The sequence below is a fragment of the Sporosarcina sp. Marseille-Q4943 genome (genome assembly GCF_943736995.1).
Classification (GTDB): domain Bacteria; phylum Bacillota; class Bacilli; order Bacillales_A; family Planococcaceae; genus Sporosarcina.
Genome location: NZ_CALSFT010000002.1, coordinates 763591 through 786588, shown reverse-complemented (window position 1 = coordinate 786588; position 22998 = coordinate 763591). Strand labels below are relative to the sequence as shown.

The window sequence follows — 22998 nt, the reverse complement described above, 5'->3', positions numbered from 1 at the left end:
CACATGAAGATAAAAGACCTGTGCTTAGAGTCGCAACACAACTCCAAGCACAAGCCATCAGACTTTCGTGTATAAATAAGCGCCGCCATCAACCTTGTCCAAATCAACCGCATCGCCGATCTGCACTTGCCCATCCATCCGTGCGGTCACTTTCACATCCGCATCGTCAAGCTGGATAAGTGCGATTGTATAAGGGGCGATGTCCGCAAACTCGGCGGGAGCGATATGGATATCCGTAAAGCTGAAGACCGTTCCTTTCGGAGACACTTCCTTCTCTTCAAGCTTGCCGATTCTGCACGACGGACATGTGTATTTCGATGTGATACTTCCGTAATCACATGAATTGCATTTAAAAATCTTCACGTCATCACACCCTCTCCAAAATGTGTACCGTCGAATACGAACCTGTGCCGCCCAAGTTTTGAGCCAACGCGAGTTTCGCCCCGTCCACTTGGTTCGGAGCCGTGCCTCGAAGTTGCCGGACGAGGTGATAAATTTGCGCGATGCCTGTCGCCCCGATCGGATGGCCGCGCGACAGCAATCCTCCGCTCGTATTGACCGGCTTGTCTCCCGTCGATTTCGTCCGTCCCTCTTCGACTGCCTTCCAACCTTCGCGACTTTTGAAGAACCCCAACTCCTCGATGGCGAGCACTTCCGTCATCGAGAAGCAGTCATGGATTTCGACGACATCGATGTCTTCCGGCCCGACGCCCGCCTTTTCATAGGCGAGGCGGCCCGATTCCCGGATCGCCGGAATGGATAACAGGTCATCCGCATCCTGCATTTGCGTCGGTCCCGAGCTTTGGGCGGATGAACGAATATGCACGCCCGACTTGTTCTTGGAGATGAGGAGAGCTGCCGCCCCATCCGTCATCGGCGAACAATCGAATAGGCCTAACGGATTCGTGATGATGCGGGCATTCAGTATTTCATCGAGTGTCGCACGCTTTTGGAATTGCGCGAGCGGATTATTGAGCGCATGCTCCCGGTTTTTCAAGGCGACCATCGCCAAATGTTTTTTCGATGCACCGGTTTCGTAGAAATACCGGTTTGCCAAGACGCCGAAAAAACCCGGAAACGTCAATCCCGCCTGTTTTTCATTCGAATCATTGTCCATCGCCGCATTGATTGCCTGGGTTACGTCGGATGTGGAGGCGTGTTTCATTTTCTCCACGCCCGCTACGAGAACCGTTTCATATTCCCCGCTCAAGACGCCCATAATGCCTTGCCGCAATGCAATTCCGCCTGAAGCGCAAGCCCCTTCGACCTTCGCTGTTGGAATGAATCCAAGCCCTAACTCATTCGCAACGATTGCTCCAAGAATTTCTTGGTTATAAATGGCGCCGCCCATGAAATTCCCGACAAATACAGCATCGACTTTCGGATTGCCGGCATCCTCCAATGCTTGAATGCACGCTTCCATAAGCAATTCTTTCATCGAGCGGTCGACGAACGTGCCGAATTGCGTCATTCCGATGCCGTGGACATACACATTCGTCATGCCTTGACCCCCTCATGCTTACTGCGGAGTTCCCGTTTCAGGATTTTTCCGTACGAGCTCTTCGGCAGTTCGTCAACGATATGGATTTCCTTCGGCTTTTTGAAACTTGCCATGTTTTCGATGCATAAAGCGATGAGTTCTTCTTCCGTCACTTCCGCCGTCCCGTTCAAGACGACGTAGGCGACGACATTTTCGCCCCACTTTTCATCAGGAACGCCGATTACACAAGTTTCCTTCACGCCTGTGTGTACATTAAGCACTTCCTCCACTTCTCGCGGATAAATATTGACGCCTCCCGAAATGATGACGTCCTTTTTGCGGTCTACGATATGAAGATACCCTTCCGTACTCTTCCAACCGAGGTCTCCTGTATGCAGCCAGCCGTCCCTTAACGTCTCTTCGGTCGCCTTCTTGTTATTCCAATAGCCTTGCATGACGAGGGATCCTTTGCAGATGATTTCGCCCACTTCCCCGTCTGCAACTTCCTTCCCTTCGTCATCGATGATTTTCACGTCGACGAAAAGTCCTGTTCGGCCGCATGACTCAAGCCTGTTCCCCATTTCGTTCTTCGGCATCATCGTAATGCACATCGGTGCTTCAACTTGCCCATATGTTTGGGCGAAAATCGGACCGACGAGCGACAATGCATGCTCAAGCTTACTTGCTGCAATCGCCGAGCCCGCCATATTGATTGTTTTCAATGTTGATAGCTTCGCTGGATCGAAATTTGGATGTTGAATCATCAAATTCACCATCGTCGGCACGAGGAAAATCGTCGACACCCGCTCCCTCTCCAAATCATTGACGAACTCTTCTGGCTCGAATTTATCGAACACGACTTGGGTCAAGCCATACAGCCAGGCGACATGGGATAGAAAGTTGCTGCCGTGCGTCAATGGCGCGACATGTCCAATAATGTCGTCATAGTTCGTATCGCATACGACGGCTAGCGACAACGCTCCGGATATCATATTGCGGTGTGATAGCATGACGCCTTTCGGATTGCCAGTCGTTCCCGATGTATACATAATCGCGAATAGTTCATCTTCCCTGACTTCCTCTATATGGCGCTTTCCGAGGTGCGCCTCAACCGCTTGCTCATATTCCTCCCCAACCGCCAATACAGCGACGTCCGTTCCGATTGGTTCAATCAACGCTTTGTCCCCGATCAGGAGACTTACATCGGCATCCTTCAACATATATTCATGCTCTTTTGGGTGAAGTCGATAATTTAATGGAACTTTAATGACGCCTGTGAGTGAAGCCGCAACGTCAAGTTCGATATGCTCGAGCCGATTTGCCATGAGAATTCCGACCCGATCCCCTTTTTGTAACCCCGACTCCCGAAAATATGCTGTCAAGGCAAAAACCCGCTCCATCATTTCCCGGTATGTAAATGACCGATCCTTATCCTTCACAGCCACCTTGTCCGGATAGGCGGCGGCCGATTTCATTGCAAACTTCCCCAATGTTTCCATGCCCCTCACTCCTTCTCCCTAAATTGAAATACAGGAATGCCGTAAAACTCATCCAAGTCACGTTGCATCTTGATGCCGTTCAATGGGAATAGAATGAACTCGATCGTAACCGCGACCGGATTCTTGCCATCGATAAAATGCCCACCAGTTATGTTTTTATTACAGTCTACAATCATTCCATGGAAATGAACTTCCGGCTCCCCTTCCATATCAAGCCCGACAAAGCCGGTTCCCGATAATAGTTCAACCGGTGAATCCGTGATATTTTCCGATGAATAGTACAAAGTTCCATCTTTATTCTGATCCGGCTGGACATACGTTGCGTACTCAAGCGACCCGAGACATTGAAACTGAGCCGCTTCCACTCCAAACTCCTTGCAAACCCCTTTGATCCCTTCAAATAGGTCGATGCCTTTCATGAAGCGCCCGGCAATACGATCTGACTTCCTGTCATGCACAGCTTGAATACGCTTATCCAAAGCTATAGCCCCCATCGACCTTCAGCACTTGGCCGGTCGTATAGCCTGATTCCGGCAATGCGAAATAAAGGACCGCTTCCGCGATATCGGCGGTCGTCCCCATCCGCTTGATCGCTTGCCCGCTTACATCATAAGGGACTCCGGAAGTGATGCCCGTCTCGGTTGCCCCCGGCGCCACTGAATTGCAAGTAATATTGAGCGGACCTAATTCTTTTGCCGCCCATTTCGTCAACGCGATGACCGCCCCTTTCGAAGCAGCGTAAGCAGGTCCCGATCGACCATTCGTGCCATCTCCCGAAGTGACTCCACCGTTGATGCCTGAAATGGAGCTGATGTTGATGATCCGTCCGTATTTCTGTTCGACCATATGCGGATAAACGACTGCCTGCATGAACAGGAATGCGGCTTTCACATTCGTGTCCATGTCACGGTCCCATATTTCGAGAGTCATCGTGTCTATCCCAAGCCTGCCGCAAGTTCCCGCATTGTTCACCAAAATATGCAGTTCCCCGAACGAATCGGACGCACGACCGACAGCCGCTTTGACGAATTCCGGGTCCCGTATATCCCCTAGGCATTCCAACACGTTCGCATCAGAGTTCTCCTCTTTAATGGAATCGATTGTTTTGACACAAGGATTCAAGTCGATCAAAACGATATTTGCACCTTCTCTAGCAAGACGGACCGCGGATTCAGCTCCGATGCCGCTCGCCGCTCCCGTAATAATTGCTGTCTGCCCCTTAAGTCTCATGCCAAACTCCCCCCTATTTAACGTTTAATAAATCAGGTAAAAACGTAGATATTTGCGGTATGAATGTAATGAGCAACAGGATGATAATCGAAGAAACGATGAACGGCATAACCCCTATTGACAATCTGCCGATCGACGTCCCCGAAATGCCCGCCGCAACGAATAGGTTCAATCCTACAGGCGGCGTGAATAAACCGATTGCCAAGTTGACTGTCATGAAGACACCGAAAACGGTCGGATCGACATTCAGAACGAGCATGATCGGCAATAAAATCGGAATGAAAATGTAGTAGGCGGAAATTGCATCGATGAACATACCCGCAATTAACAGCAATACGTTGACGAGCAATAGAATGAAGATCGGATTTTCCGAAATGCCGAGCATCGCACTGGAAATTTGTCTCGCAATCTGCTCCGTCGTAATAATATACGCATAGACGGACGCTGCACTGACGATGAACATGACAGTGGCGGTTTGGACCGAAGCCGCAACTAATATGTCATAAAGCTTTTTCACGTTCAGTTCCCGGTAGATGACGAAACCGACGAATAATCCGTAAAACACTGCAACGACCGCTGCTTCAGTTGGCGTGAAGAATCCGCCGTAAATCCCGCCTAAAATGATAATAGGAATCAATAATCCCCAAAACGCACTTAGAAACGCTTTCACGCGCTCCGTGCCTGTCGCCTTTTCTTGGACATGCCCTTCAATAGGGCCTTCCGTCCGCTCCTGCTTCCATCTGACATACATTGCAGCAAGAATGAAGCCGCCGCCAAGCAATAATCCCGGGATGATGCCCGCTATGAACAATCGTCCGATCGATACTGGAATCTGATCGCCCGCTACAACTGCAAATACGATGAAAGCGATACTTGGAGGAATGATAATGCCGATTGCGCCTGAACTTGCTACAAGTCCACCTGCCGTCTCCTTCTTATAACCACTCTTCACCATTGCCGGAATGAGGATTCCACCGATTGCCGCGACTGTCGCCGGACCAGACCCGGAAATCGCCGCGAAGAAAATCGCCGTCATGACGGTGACGAAGACGATTCCGCCTTTCCGGTGGCCGACTAATGTTTGCGCGAACTCGATCAGTCTTTTCGATATGCCCGCCTGCTCCATGATGACTCCTGCCAAAATGAAAAATGGGATGGCTAGCAACGTGAACTTTGACACGCTCGAATACATAATATCCGCGACCAATTCAAGGCCGAACATCCCGCTACCTGTGAACAGTACAGCAATGGACGAGATGGCAAGTGCAACTGCAATCGGCAGCCGTAGCATAACGAGCAGGAAAAACAGACCAAATAATAATAATGCCGTCATACCGCCTGCTCCCCTTTCCGGTTTTGCTCACGAAATTCTTTTATTGTCGCTTGTATCGTCCTGAACAGGCACAATGCCGCCCCGATTGGCATTGCCATTGAGAACACCCATTGCGGCCATCCGAGTGCTGGCGTCTTTTGTCCCATTTCCACTTGGAACAAGAGCATTTGAATTCCGAAATAGATGAGAATGACAAACAATAATGACATCAAGACACCAACGAGAATCGTAATGATGTTTTTGACGAATAAATTCGCCGTATCATATACGAGAGTAAAGCCAAGGTGTGCGTATTGCCGCACACCGATGGCTGTCCCGACGAAAGTGAGTGCTACGAACAAATTCACCGTGATCTCCTCGGCAAAGGAGAACGAATGGTTCGCAAATCCCCTTGAAAGGATGTTCACAAAAGCGATGGTGGACATGATGGACAAAACGATTACAACAATCCACTCTTCTAATCTGCTAATCACTCTTTCCATTCATGTTCCCTCCACTTATTGATCTTGGAATGCTTTAAGCAAATCTTCGCCCCAAATATCTGTGTATTTTTCGTAAAGCGGTTGAACGGCAGCTTTGAATTCTTCCATTTCCGCTTCTGTCGGCTCATAGAATTGCATGCCGGCAACTTTCAACTCTTCAATTTGCTGCGCTTCTTTTTCACGTGCAAGCTCGATTTGATAAGCCGCAGCTTCTTTTCCTAACTTCTTGAACAGCTCCTGATCTTCCTTGCTCATCGAATCGAATAGCTTTTTGTTCATTCCGAGCACTAATGGATCGTAAGAATAGTTCCATGTCGTCAAATAATCTTGAACTTCATTCAGCTTAGAAGAATGGATGACGTCAATCGGGTTTTCCTGCCCGTGGATCGTGCCTTGCTGCAACGACGTGAACACTTCAGAGAATGCCATTGTCGTAGGGTCAGCCCCTAATGCACGGTACAGATCGGTGTACATGTTAATGCCAGGGATACGGATTTTCATCCCTTTCATATCTGCAGGCGATTTAATTTCATGTTTGCTGTTCGTCACTTGGCGGAAGCCGTTTTCTCCGAACCCAAGCAATTCAACGCCTTTTTCATTCAAGATTTCCCCGATCATTTCACCGCCTTTGCCACTGAACACTTTATCCGCTTCCGCATGTTCACTGAACAGGAACGGCGCACTCGGCACTCCGAATCGATCATCGAGGATGGAATAAATGATTGTGGAGTGCAAGCTCAAATCCGTCTGCCCTTTTGCCAATAGCTCGACACCTTTCCCTTGGTCACCACCCGATAACTGCTCATTCGGGAACACTTCGATATTAATCCTGCCGTCCGTTTCTTCCTTCATGTCGTTGGCCAGTTTTTCCGCTGCTTTGTACCATGTGGAAGAGTCGTTCACCGTTACGGACATTTTCAAATTGTATTTTTTATCACTTGATGCGCTGCCCGTGTCGTCTTTTGAACAAGCACCCAGCATGAGCATCGCCGTTAAACCGATCGCCCCTAAAATTTTGCCTTTTTTCATCTTCATTTCATTTCCCTCCGTAGGTTTCTATAATTTTTTCGTGAATAAAATCGACGATATGCATGGCGCGGGCAGTTCCGGATAAGCCTTCCCTTTCTACGCCGACTTTCATTTGAAGCAAACATCCTGGATTTGTCGTAATGATCGTCGTTGCCTGAACCCGTTTCACCTCTTCCATTTTCGAACCGAGAATTCGTGAAGCCATTTCTGGTTGAAGTAAATTATATACACCGGCGGAACCGCAACAAAGATGCGAACCGGGCATTTCCACAAATAGACTGCCTTTGACCGCTTTCAATATTTCCCTTGGCTCGTCCTTCACTCGATTGACATTCCGCAAGTGGCAGGAATCCTGATAAGTGACGATTTCATCCGTATCTGTCACCGGTTGCTTTAATAGCTCATCGATAATGCCAAGCTTTACGAGCAACGAGGAAATATCAATCTGCTTTTCGAAGAACTGCTGCGCCTTCGCAAGCAAAGCCGGATCCCGCTCGAACAGCCGGTCATATTCGGACAGGAACGCTCCACAACCACCTGCATTGTTGACGATATAGTCGATGCCATCGAGATCGAATGCTTCAAGATTCGCTTTCGCGTTCCTTCTCGCCCGTTCCATTTCACCGCTATGCCCTTGCAAGGCGCCGCAGCATTGCTGGTTCTTCGGAATGACCACTTCACAGCCGAGCGTGTTCAACAGATCGATCGTATTCCGATTTGTCTCCTGGAACATCGTATCCATAAGGCAACCGGCGAAGAAGGCGACTGTCGTTTTCTTTTCGGTCAATTGGCTAAGCGTCCGGCGCTTTTTCGGCGGGGCGGGCAGCGACCTTTCCATATCTTTCACGAATGGAGGGAAGAGCTCCATGAAGCCGACCTTCCGGACAACCTTCTGCAACCCCGTTTTTTGATAGAACGTCACGAGTTTCACGGCAGTCTTCATCTTCCGCTGGTCGGCGAAAAGATGGTCGAACGCCCCTTTCCGGATCGTTTTCTCCTTCAATGTCTGCGGTTTAACGGAAAGAATCGCTTCGCGCGTCTCCTCGATAAGTGTTCCGTATTGGACACCTGCGGGACACGCAGGTTCGCACGCCCTACAGCCAAGGCAAAGGTCGAAAGCCTCTTCGATGGAACCGTCCCATTCGACATCACCGTCGCGGACCGCTTTCATTAGGGCGATCCTGCCGCGTGGCGACTGAGTTTCATCGTAATCGGAGTGGATGTATGTCGGGCATGCCGGCAGACAGAACCCACATCGCATGCAATCCATCAGCCTGTTTTCATCGACATGGGTGACGAACGATTGCCGGACCAACTCAGCCTGTGCACTACTCATGCTGCACCACAACCCTTTTCTTCGATGACTTGGCGAAAATTTTCCCCGGGTTCATTATATTGAGCGGATCGATTGCCTGTTTAATGCTTTTCATCGTGTCAATTCCTGCTTTGCCGATCTTCCATTCCAAATAAGGCGCTTTCATTTCCCCGACTCCGTGTTCACCTGTAATCGTGCCGCCGAGTTTGATCGCTTGGTCGAAGATTTCCGCGAACGCCATTTCCACCCTCGCCATTTCGGCATCATCCCGCACATCCGTCAATATCGTCGGATGCAAGTTGCCGTCTCCCGCGTGACCAAATGTGCATATGAGCAAATCGTATTTCACGGCGATTTCTTGGACAGCCTTCACCATTTTCGCGATTTCAGAGCGCGGGACTGTCGCATCTTCAAGGATTGTCGTCGGCCTTTTCCTCGCGAGTGCGGATAAAGCGACCCGGCGCGCGATGCTCAACTGAGCAGCCTCTTCCGCCGTTTGCGCCATCTGTGTCGACGTTGCGCCATGCGCCATGCACAGTTTGTGGACGAGCTCCATATCCTTTTCGACTACTGCCGGATCGCCATCTTGTTCAATGAGCAGCATCGCCTCGCAATTCGTCGGCAAACCGATTTTCATGAACTCCTCGACCGCTTCGATCGTGCCTTGGTCCATGAACTCTAGCGTCGCCGGCACGATTTTCGCCGCGATGATCGATGAAACCGTCTGCGCCGCCTTTTCAAGCGTGTCGTAAAACACTAAAAGCGTCTTCTTCGTCTCAGGCGCCGGTATCAAACCTAATGTAATTTCCACTATAATTCCGAGCGTCCCTTCTGATCCGACGAACAAGCTTGTCAGGTCATAGCCCGCCACGTCCTTCGCAAGCTTTCCGCCCGTCGTCAGCAGCTCGCCGCTAGGGAGGACGATTTTCAACGATTTCACATAATCGCGTGTCACGCCATATTTCAACCCTCGCAGGCCACCGGAATTCTCGCTCACATTCCCTCCAATTGTAGAAATGCTCATCGAACCTGGATCTGGAGGGTAAAACAATCCTCTTTCCGCGACCTTTTCATTAATGGCCTGTGTAATGACGCCCGGTTGCACCGTAATCGTCAAATTCTCCTCATCCAGCTCCAAAATTCGGTTCAACCGGTTGAATAAAATGACGACTCCCCCGGAAGTCGGTGTCGTCCCTGCCGCAAGATTCGTTCCGGACCCACGGGAAACGATCGGAACCCCATACTCCCCACAAACTTTTACAATCTCCTGGATTTCCTCGATGGAAGCAGGGGAAAGGACTAAATCCGGCAGCGCCTGGAAATTCGCTGTCGCGTCATATGAATATGCTAGTCTCTGCGCCGTCGATGTCTTCGCATGAGCACTGCCCGTAATGGCAATCAATCGCTCCTTCACTTGCACATCCATGAAGCAGCCTCCTTCAAATTTCTAATTCTTTGTTTAATTCTAATAGTCCGATGATTAAGATGATATAGACAAACTCACAAGTTTTCAGTCATATTTCGATGTTTTTTTGTTCATGTGTACAAAAAAGACGAATTCGATGGGATATATAGATATATAAAAAGACCCCTTTGAATTTTTCATTCAATAGGGATCTTTTACTTCATTTCGTCCAAAAGCCGGATTCCGAGATAGAGGAGGAGAACGTCATGGACATTTGAAACAGATAGTCCAGTGAGCTGTTCGACCTTCTGCAACCGATACGAAAGCGTATTTTTATGAATATGCAATTTTTGAGCTGTGTTTTGCATCGATTGGTTTTCATTGAACCAAACTTGAAGATTGTGCAGGAGTTCCTCGTCTTCGAGCAGCGGGGCAACAGTCCGCTGAATATATTCCTCGCGGGTCGACTCTCCGATGCTTTGTAGGATCAGCTCGAAACGAAGTTCGTGTTCGAACAAGACCCGCCCTAATTTTTTGGAAGCATTCGCCGCCCTTTCCGCTTGGATGAACGACTTCGACAGATCGAAGTAATCGGTCTGTCCGCCGATTCCCGCCGCTACACTGATTTTTTTCCTTCTCTTAATAGATAAGAGGAAATATTCCAGTTCACTTTTTAATATGTCCTGATTCATTTCAGGCAAAAGCATGAGGATTTTATCTTGTCCCCATCTGATCATCATAAGATCGGGGTGGATGCTTTGATTGGACATGAAACGATCGACTTCGTCGATTGTAAACTGATCTTCCGTGTTCATCACCTCAATGACGACAACTTGCTTATACAAGCTGACTTCAATGCCGAGAACAGCCCCTCTTTCGCGGAAGCGGACATCTTTCTTTCCCGAGGTGAGCCAGTCAAAAACGAAAAATTCGAGTTCACGCACCTTTTCCTCTTTCTGTTTCCTCTTCATGGCGTCTTGGATGAATAACTCCGTCACCCGCAGGATGAGTTGCGCCTGCGGATGGATATGCTTTGGATCCCCTGTTATTCCGAGTACGGCAATCGGCTCCCCTTCAATGATGATCGGCAGGACAACGCCTTTACGGACACCTCGTAACAGACCGACCTCCTTCTCGGTCATATGGAGAATCTTTTTTTCCCGCAAGCTCAGCAACGCACCTTCATGGAATTGGTTAATCCTATCCGGATCGGTGCTCGCTTGGATGAAGCCTCGGCGATCTGTTAGAAGTACTTGTTCCTGTATTAAATTGGAGAGCTCTTCCACAATTTCCTGGCCGAGCGTATCAAATTGAAACATGATCCCTCTCCCCCAATTGTTTTTCTTCTAATAGTATGTGAATTCTGTAAGAATCTCAAGATGAATTCTTATAAAATAGCAACTTCAGAAAAATCTTTCGACATTTTTCGCAGTTTCCCAATCTGTGGATAACTTTGTCCACGTTATCCACCACACTCCCCTTGACTTAACCGGCTTACAAACAAGTTAACCACAACTTATCCACTGTTAACTGTGGATATCGGAACGGTTGTTCTTACAAATGAAATTTGGTAAGGTAAAAACAGCCAAACTTCAAGTTATGCACCCGGAAATAGTTTTATGTCAAGGAGGAGGAGAAAATGTTGAGTATACCGGATGACCTTCTTATGGAATCATATAAAAAAGCGGTCGCGTTAAACCTTTGCCCACAGTTCATCAAACTTTTGGAGAAAGAGATTAGGCGACGTTCCATTCATTCCTCAAAGCGTGGAACAGAATCTCCATATATTGAAAATGAGAGCCCATCCATTCATTGACGGACAAGCTCTCACTTTCATTTATTTTACTGTGACATCAAGATAAATCCCTTTCTTCACTACCTTTCCCGTCTTATCCTTCCAAGCTGGATGGATGATCAGCATATATTTCTTCCCAGAAAGTAATGGTGACTCGGGAATTACTTCAATCGTCTTGCCATCCTTCACTTCCATGCGGACACTGCTTTCTTTTCCACCGACTTCTATTAATTGGACCGCCTGCTTTCCGAGTTGACGCCAATCCATTTCCTTCGTCATGCTAACTGTGAATGTTTTCGTCGTCTTTACATTTTCCAATGAAGGGAATGCCGTGTAGCCTTGTAATTTCGCAACCAGGTGATCATAATGTGCCGTCGTCAATTCTTCGTCTTTTTGCGTCAACACGTCCGGAGAAACACCGACTTTATCGACAGGAATGCCTTTCGGCGAATAAAAACGGGCCGTCGTCATTTTCAACACGCTGCCGTCGTTGAATGCAAACATCGATTGCATCGTCCCTTTACCGTACGTTTTTTCTCCGTACAATGTAGCGGCTTTCTCCTCTTTCAAGTTGACTGCCAACATTTCGGACGCACTTGCACTGTATTCATTCACAAGCAATGATACGGGACCTGTGATCTTCTGTTTTTGATTCACGGAAGGATAAATTGCCGGCTTCTTATGTTTCTCTCTCAATTGGAAAGCTTGCTCCACTCCTGGGAAAAAACCTGCAATTTCCTGCGCGGCTGTTATATAGCCTCCCCCGTTATACCTAATGTCGACAATGAATCCATCAGCGCCCTCAAGTGACCGGATTGCGTTTGCCATTCCCTTACTCGAATCGGTCGCAAAGCTGTTCAACCGGATATAGCCGATATTCCCGCCGAGCATTTCCGATTCGACTGTCGGCAAATGGATTTCCGCCCGGCGAAGCGTCATTTCGATCGGCCTTTCCGACTTTTCCCGTTCAATCGTAAGGGAGACGGCTGTGTTTTCCTTGCCGCTGATCAATGGAACTGCTGCCTGCACGGACTTCCCTTTCAAGGATTTGCCGTCGACATGCGTGATGACGTCACCGGAAATAATACCAGCCTTGAACGCGGGGCCGTCCGTAATGACGGAAATCACTTTTATGCCGTTACTGCTTTCCTCCAACACAACTCCGATTCCTACGATACGCTGCTCAATCCCGTTAATGAATGCTTCATATTCAGTCTTGGACATGTATGCAGAATGGGGGTCAAGCCCGTTTGTAATCTCTTTCCCTGTGCTTCGTGATAATACCGATTCAGGAACGTCGTCAATATAATAGTCTTTAATGAGTTGCCGAATTTCATTAATCGGTTCCGCAGCAGCAGATGGCGTGAGCGGCAGCATGACGAAAAGAATGGCAAACAGCATGATGAATCGTTGCACTTGGTTTCTTAACAAAATGAGTTCCCCGTTTCTGAATAGAGTTCCTACTATTATACTAATTGCAAGTAGAATACGTAAGTAGTATTTGAAAACTTTAAATAGCAAAACACACCGCTTATCAACAAGGCTGATAGGCGGTGCGTTTTATGTGGTCCTTTATTCTGTCTGCAATCGATCTTGCTCTTCTTTTTTGTTTTTCATATAGTTCAGCGCAAACATAGCGCCAACAATAATGATGCCGACGATATCCGTAATAGTTTCCGGGATGATCAGCATGAGCGCTCCCGCGGCAAGGACGATCCGCCAAAGCGGATTCAAGTTCGTTTTGAAATAGCCTTCGATTGCGGCACTCAAACCGATGATGCCGATAATTGCCGTTATTGTAATGATTGCGATGTCCATCGTCGCAGCGACAGGGAACTCCCGTGCGTTCATCGCAACTCCTGTCGTATCGATCATCATCATCGCTGGATTGTAAACGAACATATAAGGGATGAGGAAGCCGGCAGCTGATAGTTTGAGTGCTGTAAAACCGGTCCTCATCGGATCTCCGCCTGAAATGCCAGCCCCCGCAAATGCGGCAAGCGCAACAGGTGGTGTAATGTTCGCAAAGATACCGAAATAGAAGACGAACATATGCGCAACTAGGATCGGTACGTCAAACGCCGCCAAAGCAGGTGCAGCCATCGTCGCTGTAATGATATACGCCGGAATAGAAGGAAGTCCCATCCCTAGGATCATTGACGCAACCATCGTAAAGAACAATGTCAGGAATAAAGAACCTGCCCCAAGGCTTGCGATGGAAGAAGTCATGACATTCCCGAAACTTGTCAAGCTGACGACCCCGATGATGACTCCGACAACCGCACACGCAACCATGACAGAAAGGGATTGGCGCGCACCGCTATCCAATGCACCGATGATGTCTTTAATAGACATACGTGTCGATTTTCTGAGTGCTGCAACGATGACCGTTGCAACGATTGTATAAAATGCCGCATGGCCAATCGGAACGTTGCGATAAAGGAGGAAAATAAGATAGACGATCGGGATCAATAGATGTCCGCGTTCTTTCATAACCTCTTTTACGCGCGGAAGATCCGGTTTCGGAATGCCTTTCAAATTTTCCTTGCCCGCACGGAAATGCACTTGCATGATGACCGCAAGGAAATAAAGGACAGCTGGAATGAGGGCAGCCAAAGCGATCGTCCCGTATTTCACGCCTGTCGTTTCCGCCATGATGAAAGCGCTCGCTCCCATGATCGGCGGCAATATTTGTCCGCCGATCGAAGCACTCGCTTCAACCGCACCCGCAAAGTTTTTCGAATACCCGACGCGTTTCATCATCGGGATCGTGAACGCACCTGTACCGACGACGTTCGCAACAGCGGCACCGTTAATGCTTCCCATGAAACCGCTCGAGATGACCGCGACCTTCGCCGGTCCCCCTTGCTTATGACCGGCAAGCGCAAGAGCCAAGTCATTGAAAAATTGTCCCATCCCCGATTTCGCCAAAAATGCGCCAAAGAGAATGAATAGGAAGATGAAGGATACGGAAGCGCCGATCGCCGTGGAATAAAGACCTTCCGTCTTCAAGTACATCTGCCCGAAAATGTCGCCTAAATCATATGGACGCGTCGCCATTTTTAACGGTACCCAACTCATATGGCTGAAGAATGGGTAGGACAGGAAGGCAAGCGCCAATATAGGAAGGATCCAACCCGTCACCCGACGAGCGGCTTCCAAAATAAGCACGACAGTCATAATGGCCATAACGATATCCATCGTGTTCGGTATTCCGCCGCGAGTCGTCACAATGGCAGTATATTCTTTAATTAAATAGCCGGCCGTCGCCAAACTTAGTACGAATAGCAGCCAGTCGTATGCTGCCACTTTGCTACGGTCCTGTTTGCTATAAGTCGGGTAAATGAGATAAATAAGTGCAATCCCGACCGCGACATGAACTGCCCGCTGTTGAAGTGCAGGCATTGGATAAAACGTAATGTATAAATGGAAAAGAGAGTAGAAGACTGCGATAGCCGAAATGAAAAATGCGACTTTCTTTCCTGACAGCTTTCTCACTTTCGATTCTGTATCAAACTTCTCGAGAAGCTCGGCTTGTTGTTCTTCGGTCAGCACTTCTGTTTGCTCAAGAATTGGCGGCCTGTTTGCCTGTTTAGTCAATTTTTTCACCTCTTAATAAATTCCATAAAGATGCGTTGACGACACGAATGACTATCGTTTCGTAATCGTCGACTAGTTCATATAACTGGATTTCACTATTTTTCGTGTATAAAGTGGTCTGGACATTTTCCGAAACGGCCAGCCGGATTTCACCCCTTTTTTCATTGACAACCATATGGACAAAACCGTCTTCCGCTTCGATCACTTTCTTTGAGGATGGAACACCGGCACCGAATGTCTTGAACTTCGTAGTCGTCAAATAAAGATCGAGCCCCTTCCGTTCATATGTTTCGAACCAGGGCTCCTTTTCGACAGAATGAATCCAACCGAGTTCAAACGTATCGTCACTCAAATAAAAACTACCATCCATATACGAAAGTTGAATGGTAGGAATTCGAATTAAAAAAAGAGAAAGAAGGAGCATGATTGCGAACATGCCCCCACTTAGGAAAATCTTACTTTTGCTCATCGTAGTACTTTTGAGCTCCAGGGTGAACAGGTGCTACCATACCTTGTTGTGCACCTTCCAGAGTAATTTCTGATGCAGCTTGGTGGGAGTTTCCAAGAGTGTCCAAGCTGTCAAAGAACTTCTTCGTCAATTTGTAAACATCATCTTCGCTCAAATCACTGCTGACGACCAATGCATTCATGATTGCCGCTGTCGGAATCGGTTCCGCATTGCCATATGTATCAGCAGGAATGTCCATTGCGACGAAGTATGGTTGGTCTTTTGCAATTTCTTCAATTTTAGCCGGGTCGACAGCTACAAGTGCAAGATCGATACTTGCTGCAAGCTCCATCACCGAGGAGTTCGGAAGACCACTTGTCAGGAATGCCGCATCAATGCTGCCGGATTTCAGACCGTCAGCCGCTTCTGCATAGCCTAAGTAATCGACTTTCAAATCATCGTATGTAATACCGAATCCGTTGAGCAAGTTGCGTGCGTTCACTTCAACGCCTGAGTTTTGATCGCCGACAGCAACCCGCTTGCCTTTCAAATCTTCGATTGTCTTAATGCCTGAGTCGGCAGTCGTTACGATTTGTACATAGTTCGGATATAGAGCCGCGATTTGCTGAACTTTATCTACTTTCTCCGGGAAGTTTCCGATCCCTTCTGCTGCTTCAGTGAGCACATCACTCATGACGAATGCCATTTCAACTTTACCTTCTTTGATCAAGTTGATATTTTCAACGGATGCACCTGTTGACTGTGGTTTCGAGTTAACGCCGAATTCAGTCGAATATTCATTTGCGAGAGTCGTTCCAATAATGTTATATGGGCCTGAAGATCCCCCGGTTGCTATCGTTACGATTCTTGTATCAAGTCCGTCAGCGCTTCCCTTGCTGTCAGCACCTCCGTCTTTATCCGAATCGCCGCAAGCTGCAAGGATTGTAGCACTCATTAAAGCGCTTGCAAACAATAGGCCATACTTTCTAACTTTCATATGTATCATCCTTCCCTACTAATTATCTAATAACTTTCACAATAATACAGCACGAATTTTCAAAATGCAAGTTAGTTTATACTATTCTATTAAATGACTTATATAATTCATACTGAAATTTATATAACAATTAGCTTCCTTCGGCCGATATACTAGATAGACGAAAGATACACATGAATATGTTACCTAGATGATTGTGCATAAAGCCTTTGTGGACAAGCTAATTTGTTCACAAAGGCTTTTCTTGTGCAACAGCTGGGGCGGGAAATGAAAGGGAGTAAGAAATTTGAAGAGAGTTTTTTGGTTGACGCTTCTATTCGCGCTAGTATTTCCAATGATGCCAGAAGCGGGAAGCGTACCAACCGTCAACATCACAGAAACGACACCTGTTTACAACCAGTCAAAGAAAGTCGCAGTATTTATGAAAGGCACATCCACTTCCATCGTAAAGGAAACGGACCGCTATTATCATACGGTCATCGGCGGGGATGAAGTGATGTTTTCAAAGAAGCGCGCGATGGCAGTCAAAGATAGTTACGGGACTTTGAAAGGCGCATATCCGGTCCGTGCCATTACCAAAAAGCATGTCCCGATCCTCAATGCCCCTAACAAGAAGGCAAAGGCGATCGGTCAATTACAGCCCAATCTGACGATCCACTTGCAACGGGCGCAAGGCAACTATTATCCGGTCAACTTCGGTGGAAAGACGGGTTATATAGATAAGAAGGAAATCGTCATCGATTCCGGCATCCCTGTGCTTATGTACCATGATTTGACGAGGGTCAAACTGAGCGATAATGTATCCGTCCTCGAAGTGAAAAATTTTGAGGAACAGATGGCCTATTTGAAAAAGAACAATTGGACAACGATCACACCGAGGCAATTGGAATTATGGGTGCAAGGCAAACTCAACTTGCCAGCGAAATCCGTCCTCATCACATTCGATGACGGCTATGAGTCGACAATTGAATTGGGCTATCCGATTTTAAAGCGTTATGGGTTCAAGGCGACGTCTTTCTTGATTACAAGCAGGATCGGAAAGCCGGGAATGGTTTCCGAATATGATCTCCAATCGACGACAGATGTGTATTCCTATGAAAATCATACACACTCCTACCATATGTTCAATTCGCGTACCGGCTTAAGCTATTTGCAATCGGAATCACGTAATGTCATTCGTGCAGATATACGGGAAGCGAATGAAACAATCGAGCAAATATTGGGCGGTCATAGAGTAAAAGCGCACGCCTATCCTTACGGGAAAAACAGTTTACAGGCCATCCAAGCATTGAAAGACGCTGGTATTACCATCGCTTTCACGATCGAGGAAGGAAATGTTCATCGCGGCGATCCGATTTATGCGTTAAATCGGCAACGCGTCCATTCGCATATGAGCTTGAAGGACTTTGCGGATAAATTGAAGGGCATGTGAGGGATTGAGCGGGAGCGGTTATGCGTAATTGTGTGCAGTTATGCGCATTTGGCGGAGTTTATGCGTAATTCTGAGCAGTTATGCGTGAGTTTTTTCGTTTATGCGCTTTTCCGGGGATTTATGCGTTTTTGGAGACATTTATGCGTAAATTCTAGCGTTTTTGCGTTTTTGGAGTTGAAGGAGCCCCTTTTTCAGTTGTAATCGGCTGAAGAAGGGGCTTTTTTGTCATATCGTTGTGTGCACTCCGGAACGCAATGTATGTTTCAACACTTTCCCTGAAGCATTCCGCGGAAGTTCATCAAGGAATTCGATTTCTACAGGAATTTTATATTTTGCAAGATTGCTTGAGCAATGGCTGATGACGTCGGCTTCGGTGAGGGTCGCCCCTTCCTTCACGACGACATACGCTTTCGGCACTTCCCCTAACACTTCATCGGGAACGCCAACGACTGCAGCTTCAAACAGACCTGGAATTTGATAAAGCACTTCCTCCACTTCGACCGGATAGACATTTTCGCCGCCACGAATGATCATATCTTTCTTCCGGTCGACGATATACAGGAGTCCGTCCTCATCCATTCTGCCAAGATCGCCCGTATAGAGCCAGCCGTTTTTGATCGTCCGCCTTGTCTCCTCCTCGTCTTTCAAATAGCCTTTCATTACTTGCGGGCCGCGCATGACGATTTCACCGACTTGACCGGTCGGGAGCGGTTCCCCGAATTCATCGACGACCCGGACTTCGGTCTGCGGCAACGCTTGACCGACCGAGCCGATTTTCTCGAGGGCGAGGTGATCTTTCAGTGTGGACGCCGCCGGTGAGTTTTCCGTCTGCCCATACAGGTTTTGCACTTTCACATTCGGGAATGTCTCTTTCAGCTTCTTCAATATTTCATACGGCATCGGTGCAGCTCCGTAACCGAATAGGCGCAATGAAGAAAGTTCCAGTTTTTTAATATCCGGCAAATTCAGGATGATTGTATACATTGCGGGAACTCCGAAGAAAATTGTCGGCTCCGTTTTCTGGAGCAGCTCAACCGTTCCTTTTGGCGAGAAAGCTTCCTCGATGATGATTGTTCCGCCTTTATACGTGACGGGAATCATGAACACATGGCAGGCGGCACAATGGAATAACGGGGTTGATATGAGCATCCTGTCTTCATTCGTGATCGACATTGCCTCCGACCAAATTTCCGCAGTCGAAAGGATATTCTGGTGTGTCAACATGACCCCTTTCGGCTTGCCCGTCGTTCCGGATGTGTACATGACGACCGTCGTATCTTCCCCGCGCAATTCTACAGGTTGAAAAGTCCCCGTGCTGCCAGCTAAAATTCGATCGACGTCCCCTTCTTCACCGATTGATAGCTTCTCTTTGAAAGGATGCTTCGACTGATGGACGATGTCTTCTAATTGCTTATCATATACAAGCGCTTTTGCCTCGGAATGGTTGAAGATGTACTCCACTTCCGGTGGCGCTAATTTTGTATTGACCGGCATGACGGTGAAACCGCCCAGTTGAATGCCGAAATAAAAGACGAGAAAGAGGTCGGAGTTCAGCGAATAAAGTGCGATGATGTCCCCTTTTTCATACCCTTCCGCCTGGAAATGCCCCGCCACTTTCTTCGCTTTCTCGAAAAACTCGCCATACGTCCACTCCCTCCCGTTATATAAGGTGAAAACTTTGTCCGGCTGATTTTGTGCATACTCCTCCAACACGTCTGTCATGAACATGGATATTCTCCCCTTTACACCATTTTGCCATCTATTTTTATAGTACCAACCGATATTTCAGATTACAAGATATATAACTAATATTCAGATAATAAAACATCTGTCTACTTCTGTTAATCCCCGCGTAAACTGTTAATAAGTATTCTATATTAATTCTAAATGAGTGGTGGGAAAGGTAAATGGCGGAAATCCAGAAAAAATCGTATAGGAAGTTGTTATGGTTGGCGGGAGGTGTTGCTTGCCTTCTATTGATTGGCATCGCTTGCTATGCGCTATTCTTTGTGAATGAACTGACGGAAACGGCGAAACAGATCCATGAGCCAATGGAGCGCGTTTTCTCGGAAAAAAGGGATGATCCGATCATGTTTAAAGAGAAAGATCCCTTCTCCGTTCTCGTTTTAGGAGTAGATGAGAGGAAAGGCGACAAAGGCCGCTCTGATACGATGATCGTCCTGACAGTCAATCCAACGCTTCAATCTACAAAAATGGTGAGCATCCCGCGGGATACATACGGAGATATTGTCGGGATGGGATTTGAAGATAAGCTGAATCATGCCTATGCATATGGCGGAATCGAAATGTCACTCGCCACAGTGGAACATTTTCTCGACATTCCAATAGACTATGTCATCCAAGTGAATATGGAAAGCTTCAAGGAGATCATTGACGCGGTCGGTGGTGTGTCTGTCATGAATTCGCTCGATTTCACTGTTGATGAACATTCATTTCCGCAAGGTGAAATCACACTAGATGGAGAAGAGGCCCTCGCCTTTGTACGGATGCGAATGGATGACCCGCGCGGCGATTTCGGTCGGCAAGATAGGCAGAAGCAAGTCATCCAAGGAATCTTACAAAAAGGCTCTAAGCTCTCAAGTTTAATGAAATATAAGAGCATTTTTGAAGCGATTGGCAACAACGTACGGACGAATATGACGTTCGAAGAAATGGTGGAAGTGCAAAAAAATTACCGGGACGCTGCGAAATCCGTTGATCAAATCAAGTTCGAAAAAGGCGAAGGGAAACGAATGGACGGAATTTGGTACTATATGATGAATCCTCGTGAGCTCGAAGATGTAAAGGTAGAGCTGAAGGCACATTTAGAAATGGATTAACTTTGCTGCAGCCCATAGAACAATGGGCTGTTTTTTAGTTTTGTTTGATAAGCAGAAAGAATTGTTGGATAATCTAGGTAACGAGAGATATCTCATTATTTAGTTTAAGAGGAGATGATTTCGAGTGAATCGTAAGCTTTGGTTTTCACTACTAGTTTCAATGCTGCTAGTTGCAGGTTGTGCGCAAAAAAAGGCTGAACAAGAGCCGGCCAATGAAGAGAATCCATCCGGCGTCGCAGTCGACGAAAGCGAGGAGCTTGATGGACAAGATCCAGCCGAGGACAGTGGTGACCAAACGATTGAGCTGGACAATAAACCGCCGCTCTTCGACATGGAAGACGGCAACCTATTCGTTTATGGAATGAAATTAGGAGACTCCCCTTCTACCGCAGAGGAAATATGGGGAAAACCTGAAATTTTGGAGGAAGAGAACACGATTCACGGAGAAACGTATCATCATTATCCCGCAGCAAAGATGACGATCGGGTACTATGAAGATAAACTAACCTTTATTGCAGTCGAATCGGGTGAAAAGGATCTTCAGGAGATCACAGATAAATTCCAAGGCGATCATTACCGGACGCCAGAAGGGGATGCTGAATTCTTCTTCGTGCCGGAAAACGGACAATTGCTCATTTACGGCACTGCAAACGGTGCTGACGGTGATGCGGAAGTGCGGCTGCTCATGTCAGATGAAAACTTCTTCTATTATGTAGATGAAGGGATCTATGAGAAGGTGGAATAGAAATGAACATGTTAAATACTCCTCAAACAGGGAATATTCACAGTATCACAACGTGAATAGGAGTTGGAGAACTAACATGTCAATACCCGTGGATAAAGGCTTTGATCATACTTTTAATTTATTGACGGAAGGCTATCATTTTATGAGGAATCGGTTCGCTGAACTTGGAACCGATATTTTTGAGACGCGATTGATGGGGAAGAAGATGATTTGTATGAAAGGCCCGGAGGCAGTAAGGCTGTTCTATGATACATCCCGTTTCCAACGATCCGGAGCAGTTCCGAAGCGGATTCAGAAGTCTCTTTTTGGGGAAGGCGGTGTGCAGACGCTCGATGGAACGGCTCACCAAGTCCGAAAGATGATGTTTTTATCACTTATGACAGAGGCGGGGATAAGGCGGGTTCACCAATTGACCTTGGAGCAATGGAGATTGCAGGCAAGTCAATGGAAGAGCAGTCAGGAAGTCATATTATTCGATGAGGCTGAAGAGGTCCTATGCCGGGTCGCCTGTTTGTGGGCTGGTGTGCCGCTGAAAGAATCGGAAGTATCGAAACGGGCTTACGATTTGGGAGCTTTGATCGATGCGTTTGGAGGAGTCGGGCCGAGATATCGGGAAGGACGTAAAGCACGGGAACGGACTGAGGAATGGATCCGCTCCTTGATCGAAAAGTACCGTTCGGTGGCTGTCGAAGGTGTCGATCATGCACTCGAGGTTATCGCAACGCATCGAGATGAAAATGGACAATTGTTGGATGCACAAATTGCAGCGGTCGAATTGATCAGCGTCATCCGTCCGATCGTAGCGGTTGCTCGGTTTATCGTCTTTAGCGCACTTGCTCTTCATGAATTTCCACAGCACCGCTTATCATTACGTGCCGATGATGAATTTTTGGAAGCTTTCTCCCAGGAAGTCCGCCGTTATTACCCGTTCACGCCATTCCTAGGTGCGATGGTCCGGCAAGATTTTGAATGGAGAGGTTATCAATTCCATAAGGGCGATACGGTGCTCGTTGATATTTATGGTACGAATCACGATTCGAAGAGTTGGAATAATCCTGATCTGTTCAATCCGAAACGTTTTTTGGAAGAGACAGTGACACCTTATAATTTCGTGCCACAAGGCGGCGGAGATCCTGCACAGGGCCACCGCTGTCCAGGGGAAGATGTAACCGTCGCAATCATGAAGGCAAGCTTGTCCTTTCTTGTAAATGAGTTGGACTACTCCGTTGTCAAAGGCCAAGATTTGTCGATCAATTTAACTCGCATGCCGACCCTACCAGCAAGTCGGATGATCATAAAAATAACATAAAAAATTGCCAGAGGATTTTTTCCTTTGGCATTCTTTATGTGAGTCTCTTCATTTAATTA

The 22998-nt window shown here is 47.4% G+C and carries 21 protein-coding genes; 5 read left to right on the top strand and 16 right to left on the bottom strand.

From position 1 onward, the window contains the following. Positions 1–57: 57 nt before the first annotated feature. From NIT04_RS03830 to NIT04_RS03780, 11 genes are all read right to left on the bottom strand, one after another. A complete protein-coding gene (locus NIT04_RS03830) occupies positions 58–363 on the bottom strand; it encodes a Zn-ribbon domain-containing OB-fold protein (protein WP_252502281.1) in 306 nt (101 codons plus the stop codon). A 4-nt stretch (positions 364–367) separates the two neighbouring features. Beyond that, positions 368–1501, bottom strand: a complete 1134-nt coding sequence (locus NIT04_RS03825) for a beta-ketoacyl synthase N-terminal-like domain-containing protein (RefSeq protein WP_252502280.1) — start codon at positions 1499–1501, stop codon at positions 368–370. Next, positions 1498–2979: a class I adenylate-forming enzyme family protein gene (locus NIT04_RS03820; RefSeq protein WP_252502279.1), complete on the bottom strand. Its 1482-nt coding sequence runs from the start codon at positions 2977–2979 to the stop codon at positions 1498–1500. The genes NIT04_RS03825 and NIT04_RS03820 overlap by 4 nt, the downstream gene beginning before the upstream one ends. Before the next feature lie 5 nt (positions 2980–2984). Further along, the gene (locus tag NIT04_RS03815; RefSeq protein ID WP_252502278.1) at positions 2985–3458 is read right to left on the bottom strand and encodes a PPC domain-containing DNA-binding protein; all 474 of its coding nucleotides are present in this window, start codon (positions 3456–3458) and stop codon (positions 2985–2987) included. Then, on the bottom strand, positions 3451–4209 hold the full coding sequence (locus tag NIT04_RS03810; protein ID WP_252502277.1) for an SDR family NAD(P)-dependent oxidoreductase: 759 nt from the start codon (positions 4207–4209) through the stop codon (positions 3451–3453). The genes NIT04_RS03815 and NIT04_RS03810 overlap by 8 nt, the downstream gene beginning before the upstream one ends. Before the next feature lie 13 nt (positions 4210–4222). Beyond that, positions 4223–5542, bottom strand: coding sequence for a TRAP transporter large permease (locus tag NIT04_RS03805; protein WP_252502276.1), 1320 nt, complete (start codon positions 5540–5542; stop codon positions 4223–4225). Continuing rightward, positions 5539–6024 (bottom strand): TRAP transporter small permease, encoded by a 486-nt coding sequence (locus NIT04_RS03800; protein WP_252502275.1) that lies wholly within the window; start codon positions 6022–6024, stop codon positions 5539–5541. Before NIT04_RS03800 ends, NIT04_RS03805 begins: the two co-directional genes overlap by 4 nt. A gap of 15 nt (positions 6025–6039) precedes the next feature. After that, on the bottom strand, positions 6040–7059 hold the full coding sequence (locus NIT04_RS03795; RefSeq protein ID WP_252502274.1) for a DctP family TRAP transporter solute-binding subunit: 1020 nt from the start codon (positions 7057–7059) through the stop codon (positions 6040–6042). 1 nt (position 7060) lies between these two features. Then, positions 7061–8389, bottom strand: a complete 1329-nt coding sequence (locus NIT04_RS03790) for a (Fe-S)-binding protein (RefSeq protein WP_252502273.1) — start codon at positions 8387–8389, stop codon at positions 7061–7063. Continuing rightward, a complete protein-coding gene (locus tag NIT04_RS03785; protein WP_252502272.1) occupies positions 8382–9794 on the bottom strand; it encodes an FAD-linked oxidase C-terminal domain-containing protein in 1413 nt (470 codons plus the stop codon). Before NIT04_RS03785 ends, NIT04_RS03790 begins: the two co-directional genes overlap by 8 nt. 194 nt (positions 9795–9988) lie before the next feature. After that, a complete protein-coding gene (locus NIT04_RS03780; RefSeq protein WP_252502271.1) occupies positions 9989–11092 on the bottom strand; it encodes a sugar diacid recognition domain-containing protein in 1104 nt (367 codons plus the stop codon). 320 nt (positions 11093–11412) lie between these two features. On the opposite strand from NIT04_RS03780, the gene NIT04_RS03775 reads away from it, so the two are divergent. Continuing rightward, positions 11413–11589, top strand: coding sequence for a sporulation histidine kinase inhibitor Sda (locus NIT04_RS03775; protein ID WP_371922492.1), 177 nt, complete (start codon positions 11413–11415; stop codon positions 11587–11589). Positions 11590–11610: 21 nt separating this feature from the next. On the opposite strand, the gene NIT04_RS03770 is transcribed toward NIT04_RS03775, so the two are convergent. From NIT04_RS03770 to NIT04_RS03755, 4 genes are all read right to left on the bottom strand, one after another. Beyond that, positions 11611–12999 carry a S41 family peptidase gene (locus tag NIT04_RS03770; protein ID WP_252502270.1) on the bottom strand — a complete coding sequence of 463 codons (1389 nt, stop codon included), beginning with the start codon at positions 12997–12999 and terminating at the stop codon, positions 11611–11613. 141 nt (positions 13000–13140) lie between these two features. Beyond that, entirely contained in the window at positions 13141–15123 is a 1983-nt protein-coding gene (locus NIT04_RS03765) for a TRAP transporter permease (RefSeq protein ID WP_371922517.1), read from the bottom strand. 37 nt (positions 15124–15160) lie between these two features. Further along, the gene (locus tag NIT04_RS03760; protein ID WP_252502269.1) at positions 15161–15637 is read right to left on the bottom strand and encodes a DUF1850 domain-containing protein; all 477 of its coding nucleotides are present in this window, start codon (positions 15635–15637) and stop codon (positions 15161–15163) included. Continuing rightward, positions 15624–16613, bottom strand: a complete 990-nt coding sequence (locus NIT04_RS03755; RefSeq protein WP_252502268.1) for a TAXI family TRAP transporter solute-binding subunit — start codon at positions 16611–16613, stop codon at positions 15624–15626. The genes NIT04_RS03760 and NIT04_RS03755 overlap by 14 nt, the downstream gene beginning before the upstream one ends. A 286-nt stretch (positions 16614–16899) precedes the next feature. On the opposite strand from NIT04_RS03755, the gene NIT04_RS03750 reads away from it, so the two are divergent. Continuing rightward, the gene (locus NIT04_RS03750) at positions 16900–18045 is read left to right on the top strand and encodes a polysaccharide deacetylase family protein (RefSeq protein ID WP_252502267.1); all 1146 of its coding nucleotides are present in this window, start codon (positions 16900–16902) and stop codon (positions 18043–18045) included. Positions 18046–18270: 225 nt separating this feature from the next. Here NIT04_RS03750 and NIT04_RS03745 read toward each other — a convergent pair whose 3' ends face one another. Beyond that, positions 18271–19773, bottom strand: coding sequence for a class I adenylate-forming enzyme family protein (locus NIT04_RS03745; protein WP_252502266.1), 1503 nt, complete (start codon positions 19771–19773; stop codon positions 18271–18273). Between the two features lie 179 nt (positions 19774–19952). Here NIT04_RS03745 and NIT04_RS03740 point away from each other — a divergent pair, with 179 nt between their 5' ends. The 3 genes from NIT04_RS03740 (at position 19953) to NIT04_RS03730 (ending at position 22939) form a co-directional block, all read left to right on the top strand. After that, positions 19953–20885 carry an LCP family protein gene (locus NIT04_RS03740; RefSeq protein WP_252502265.1) on the top strand — a complete coding sequence of 311 codons (933 nt, stop codon included), beginning with the start codon at positions 19953–19955 and terminating at the stop codon, positions 20883–20885. A gap of 124 nt (positions 20886–21009) precedes the next feature. Further along, positions 21010–21630, top strand: coding sequence for a hypothetical protein (locus NIT04_RS03735; protein ID WP_252502264.1), 621 nt, complete (start codon positions 21010–21012; stop codon positions 21628–21630). A 76-nt stretch (positions 21631–21706) separates the two neighbouring features. Continuing rightward, on the top strand, positions 21707–22939 hold the full coding sequence (locus NIT04_RS03730; RefSeq protein WP_252502263.1) for a cytochrome P450: 1233 nt from the start codon (positions 21707–21709) through the stop codon (positions 22937–22939). Positions 22940–22998 lie beyond the last annotated feature (59 nt).

Excerpts from the sequence above, each read along its gene's own strand:
- NIT04_RS03825 (WP_252502280.1), bottom strand. The coding sequence starts at position 1,501 with ATGACGAATGTGTATGTCCACGGCATCGGAATGACGCAATTCGGCACG.
- NIT04_RS03820 (WP_252502279.1), bottom strand. The coding sequence starts at position 2,979 with ATGGAAACATTGGGGAAGTTTGCAATGAAATCGGCCGCCGCCTATCCG.
- NIT04_RS03810 (WP_252502277.1), bottom strand. The coding sequence starts at position 4,209 with ATGAGACTTAAGGGGCAGACAGCAATTATTACGGGAGCGGCGAGCGGC.
- NIT04_RS03805 (WP_252502276.1), bottom strand. The coding sequence starts at position 5,542 with ATGACGGCATTATTATTATTTGGTCTGTTTTTCCTGCTCGTTATGCTA.
- NIT04_RS03800 (WP_252502275.1), bottom strand. The coding sequence starts at position 6,024 with ATGGAAAGAGTGATTAGCAGATTAGAAGAGTGGATTGTTGTAATCGTT.
- NIT04_RS03795 (WP_252502274.1), bottom strand. The coding sequence starts at position 7,059 with ATGAAGATGAAAAAAGGCAAAATTTTAGGGGCGATCGGTTTAACGGCG.
- NIT04_RS03790 (WP_252502273.1), bottom strand. The coding sequence starts at position 8,389 with ATGAGTAGTGCACAGGCTGAGTTGGTCCGGCAATCGTTCGTCACCCAT.
- NIT04_RS03785 (WP_252502272.1), bottom strand. The coding sequence starts at position 9,794 with ATGGATGTGCAAGTGAAGGAGCGATTGATTGCCATTACGGGCAGTGCT.
- NIT04_RS03780 (WP_252502271.1), bottom strand. The coding sequence starts at position 11,092 with ATGTTTCAATTTGATACGCTCGGCCAGGAAATTGTGGAAGAGCTCTCC.
- NIT04_RS03775 (WP_371922492.1), top strand. The coding sequence starts at position 11,413 with ATGTTGAGTATACCGGATGACCTTCTTATGGAATCATATAAAAAAGCG.
- NIT04_RS03760 (WP_252502269.1), bottom strand. The coding sequence starts at position 15,637 with ATGAGCAAAAGTAAGATTTTCCTAAGTGGGGGCATGTTCGCAATCATG.
- NIT04_RS03755 (WP_252502268.1), bottom strand. The coding sequence starts at position 16,613 with ATGAAAGTTAGAAAGTATGGCCTATTGTTTGCAAGCGCTTTAATGAGT.
- NIT04_RS03745 (WP_252502266.1), bottom strand. The coding sequence starts at position 19,773 with ATGTTCATGACAGACGTGTTGGAGGAGTATGCACAAAATCAGCCGGAC.
- NIT04_RS03740 (WP_252502265.1), top strand. The coding sequence starts at position 19,953 with ATGGCGGAAATCCAGAAAAAATCGTATAGGAAGTTGTTATGGTTGGCG.
- NIT04_RS03730 (WP_252502263.1), top strand. The coding sequence starts at position 21,707 with ATGTCAATACCCGTGGATAAAGGCTTTGATCATACTTTTAATTTATTG.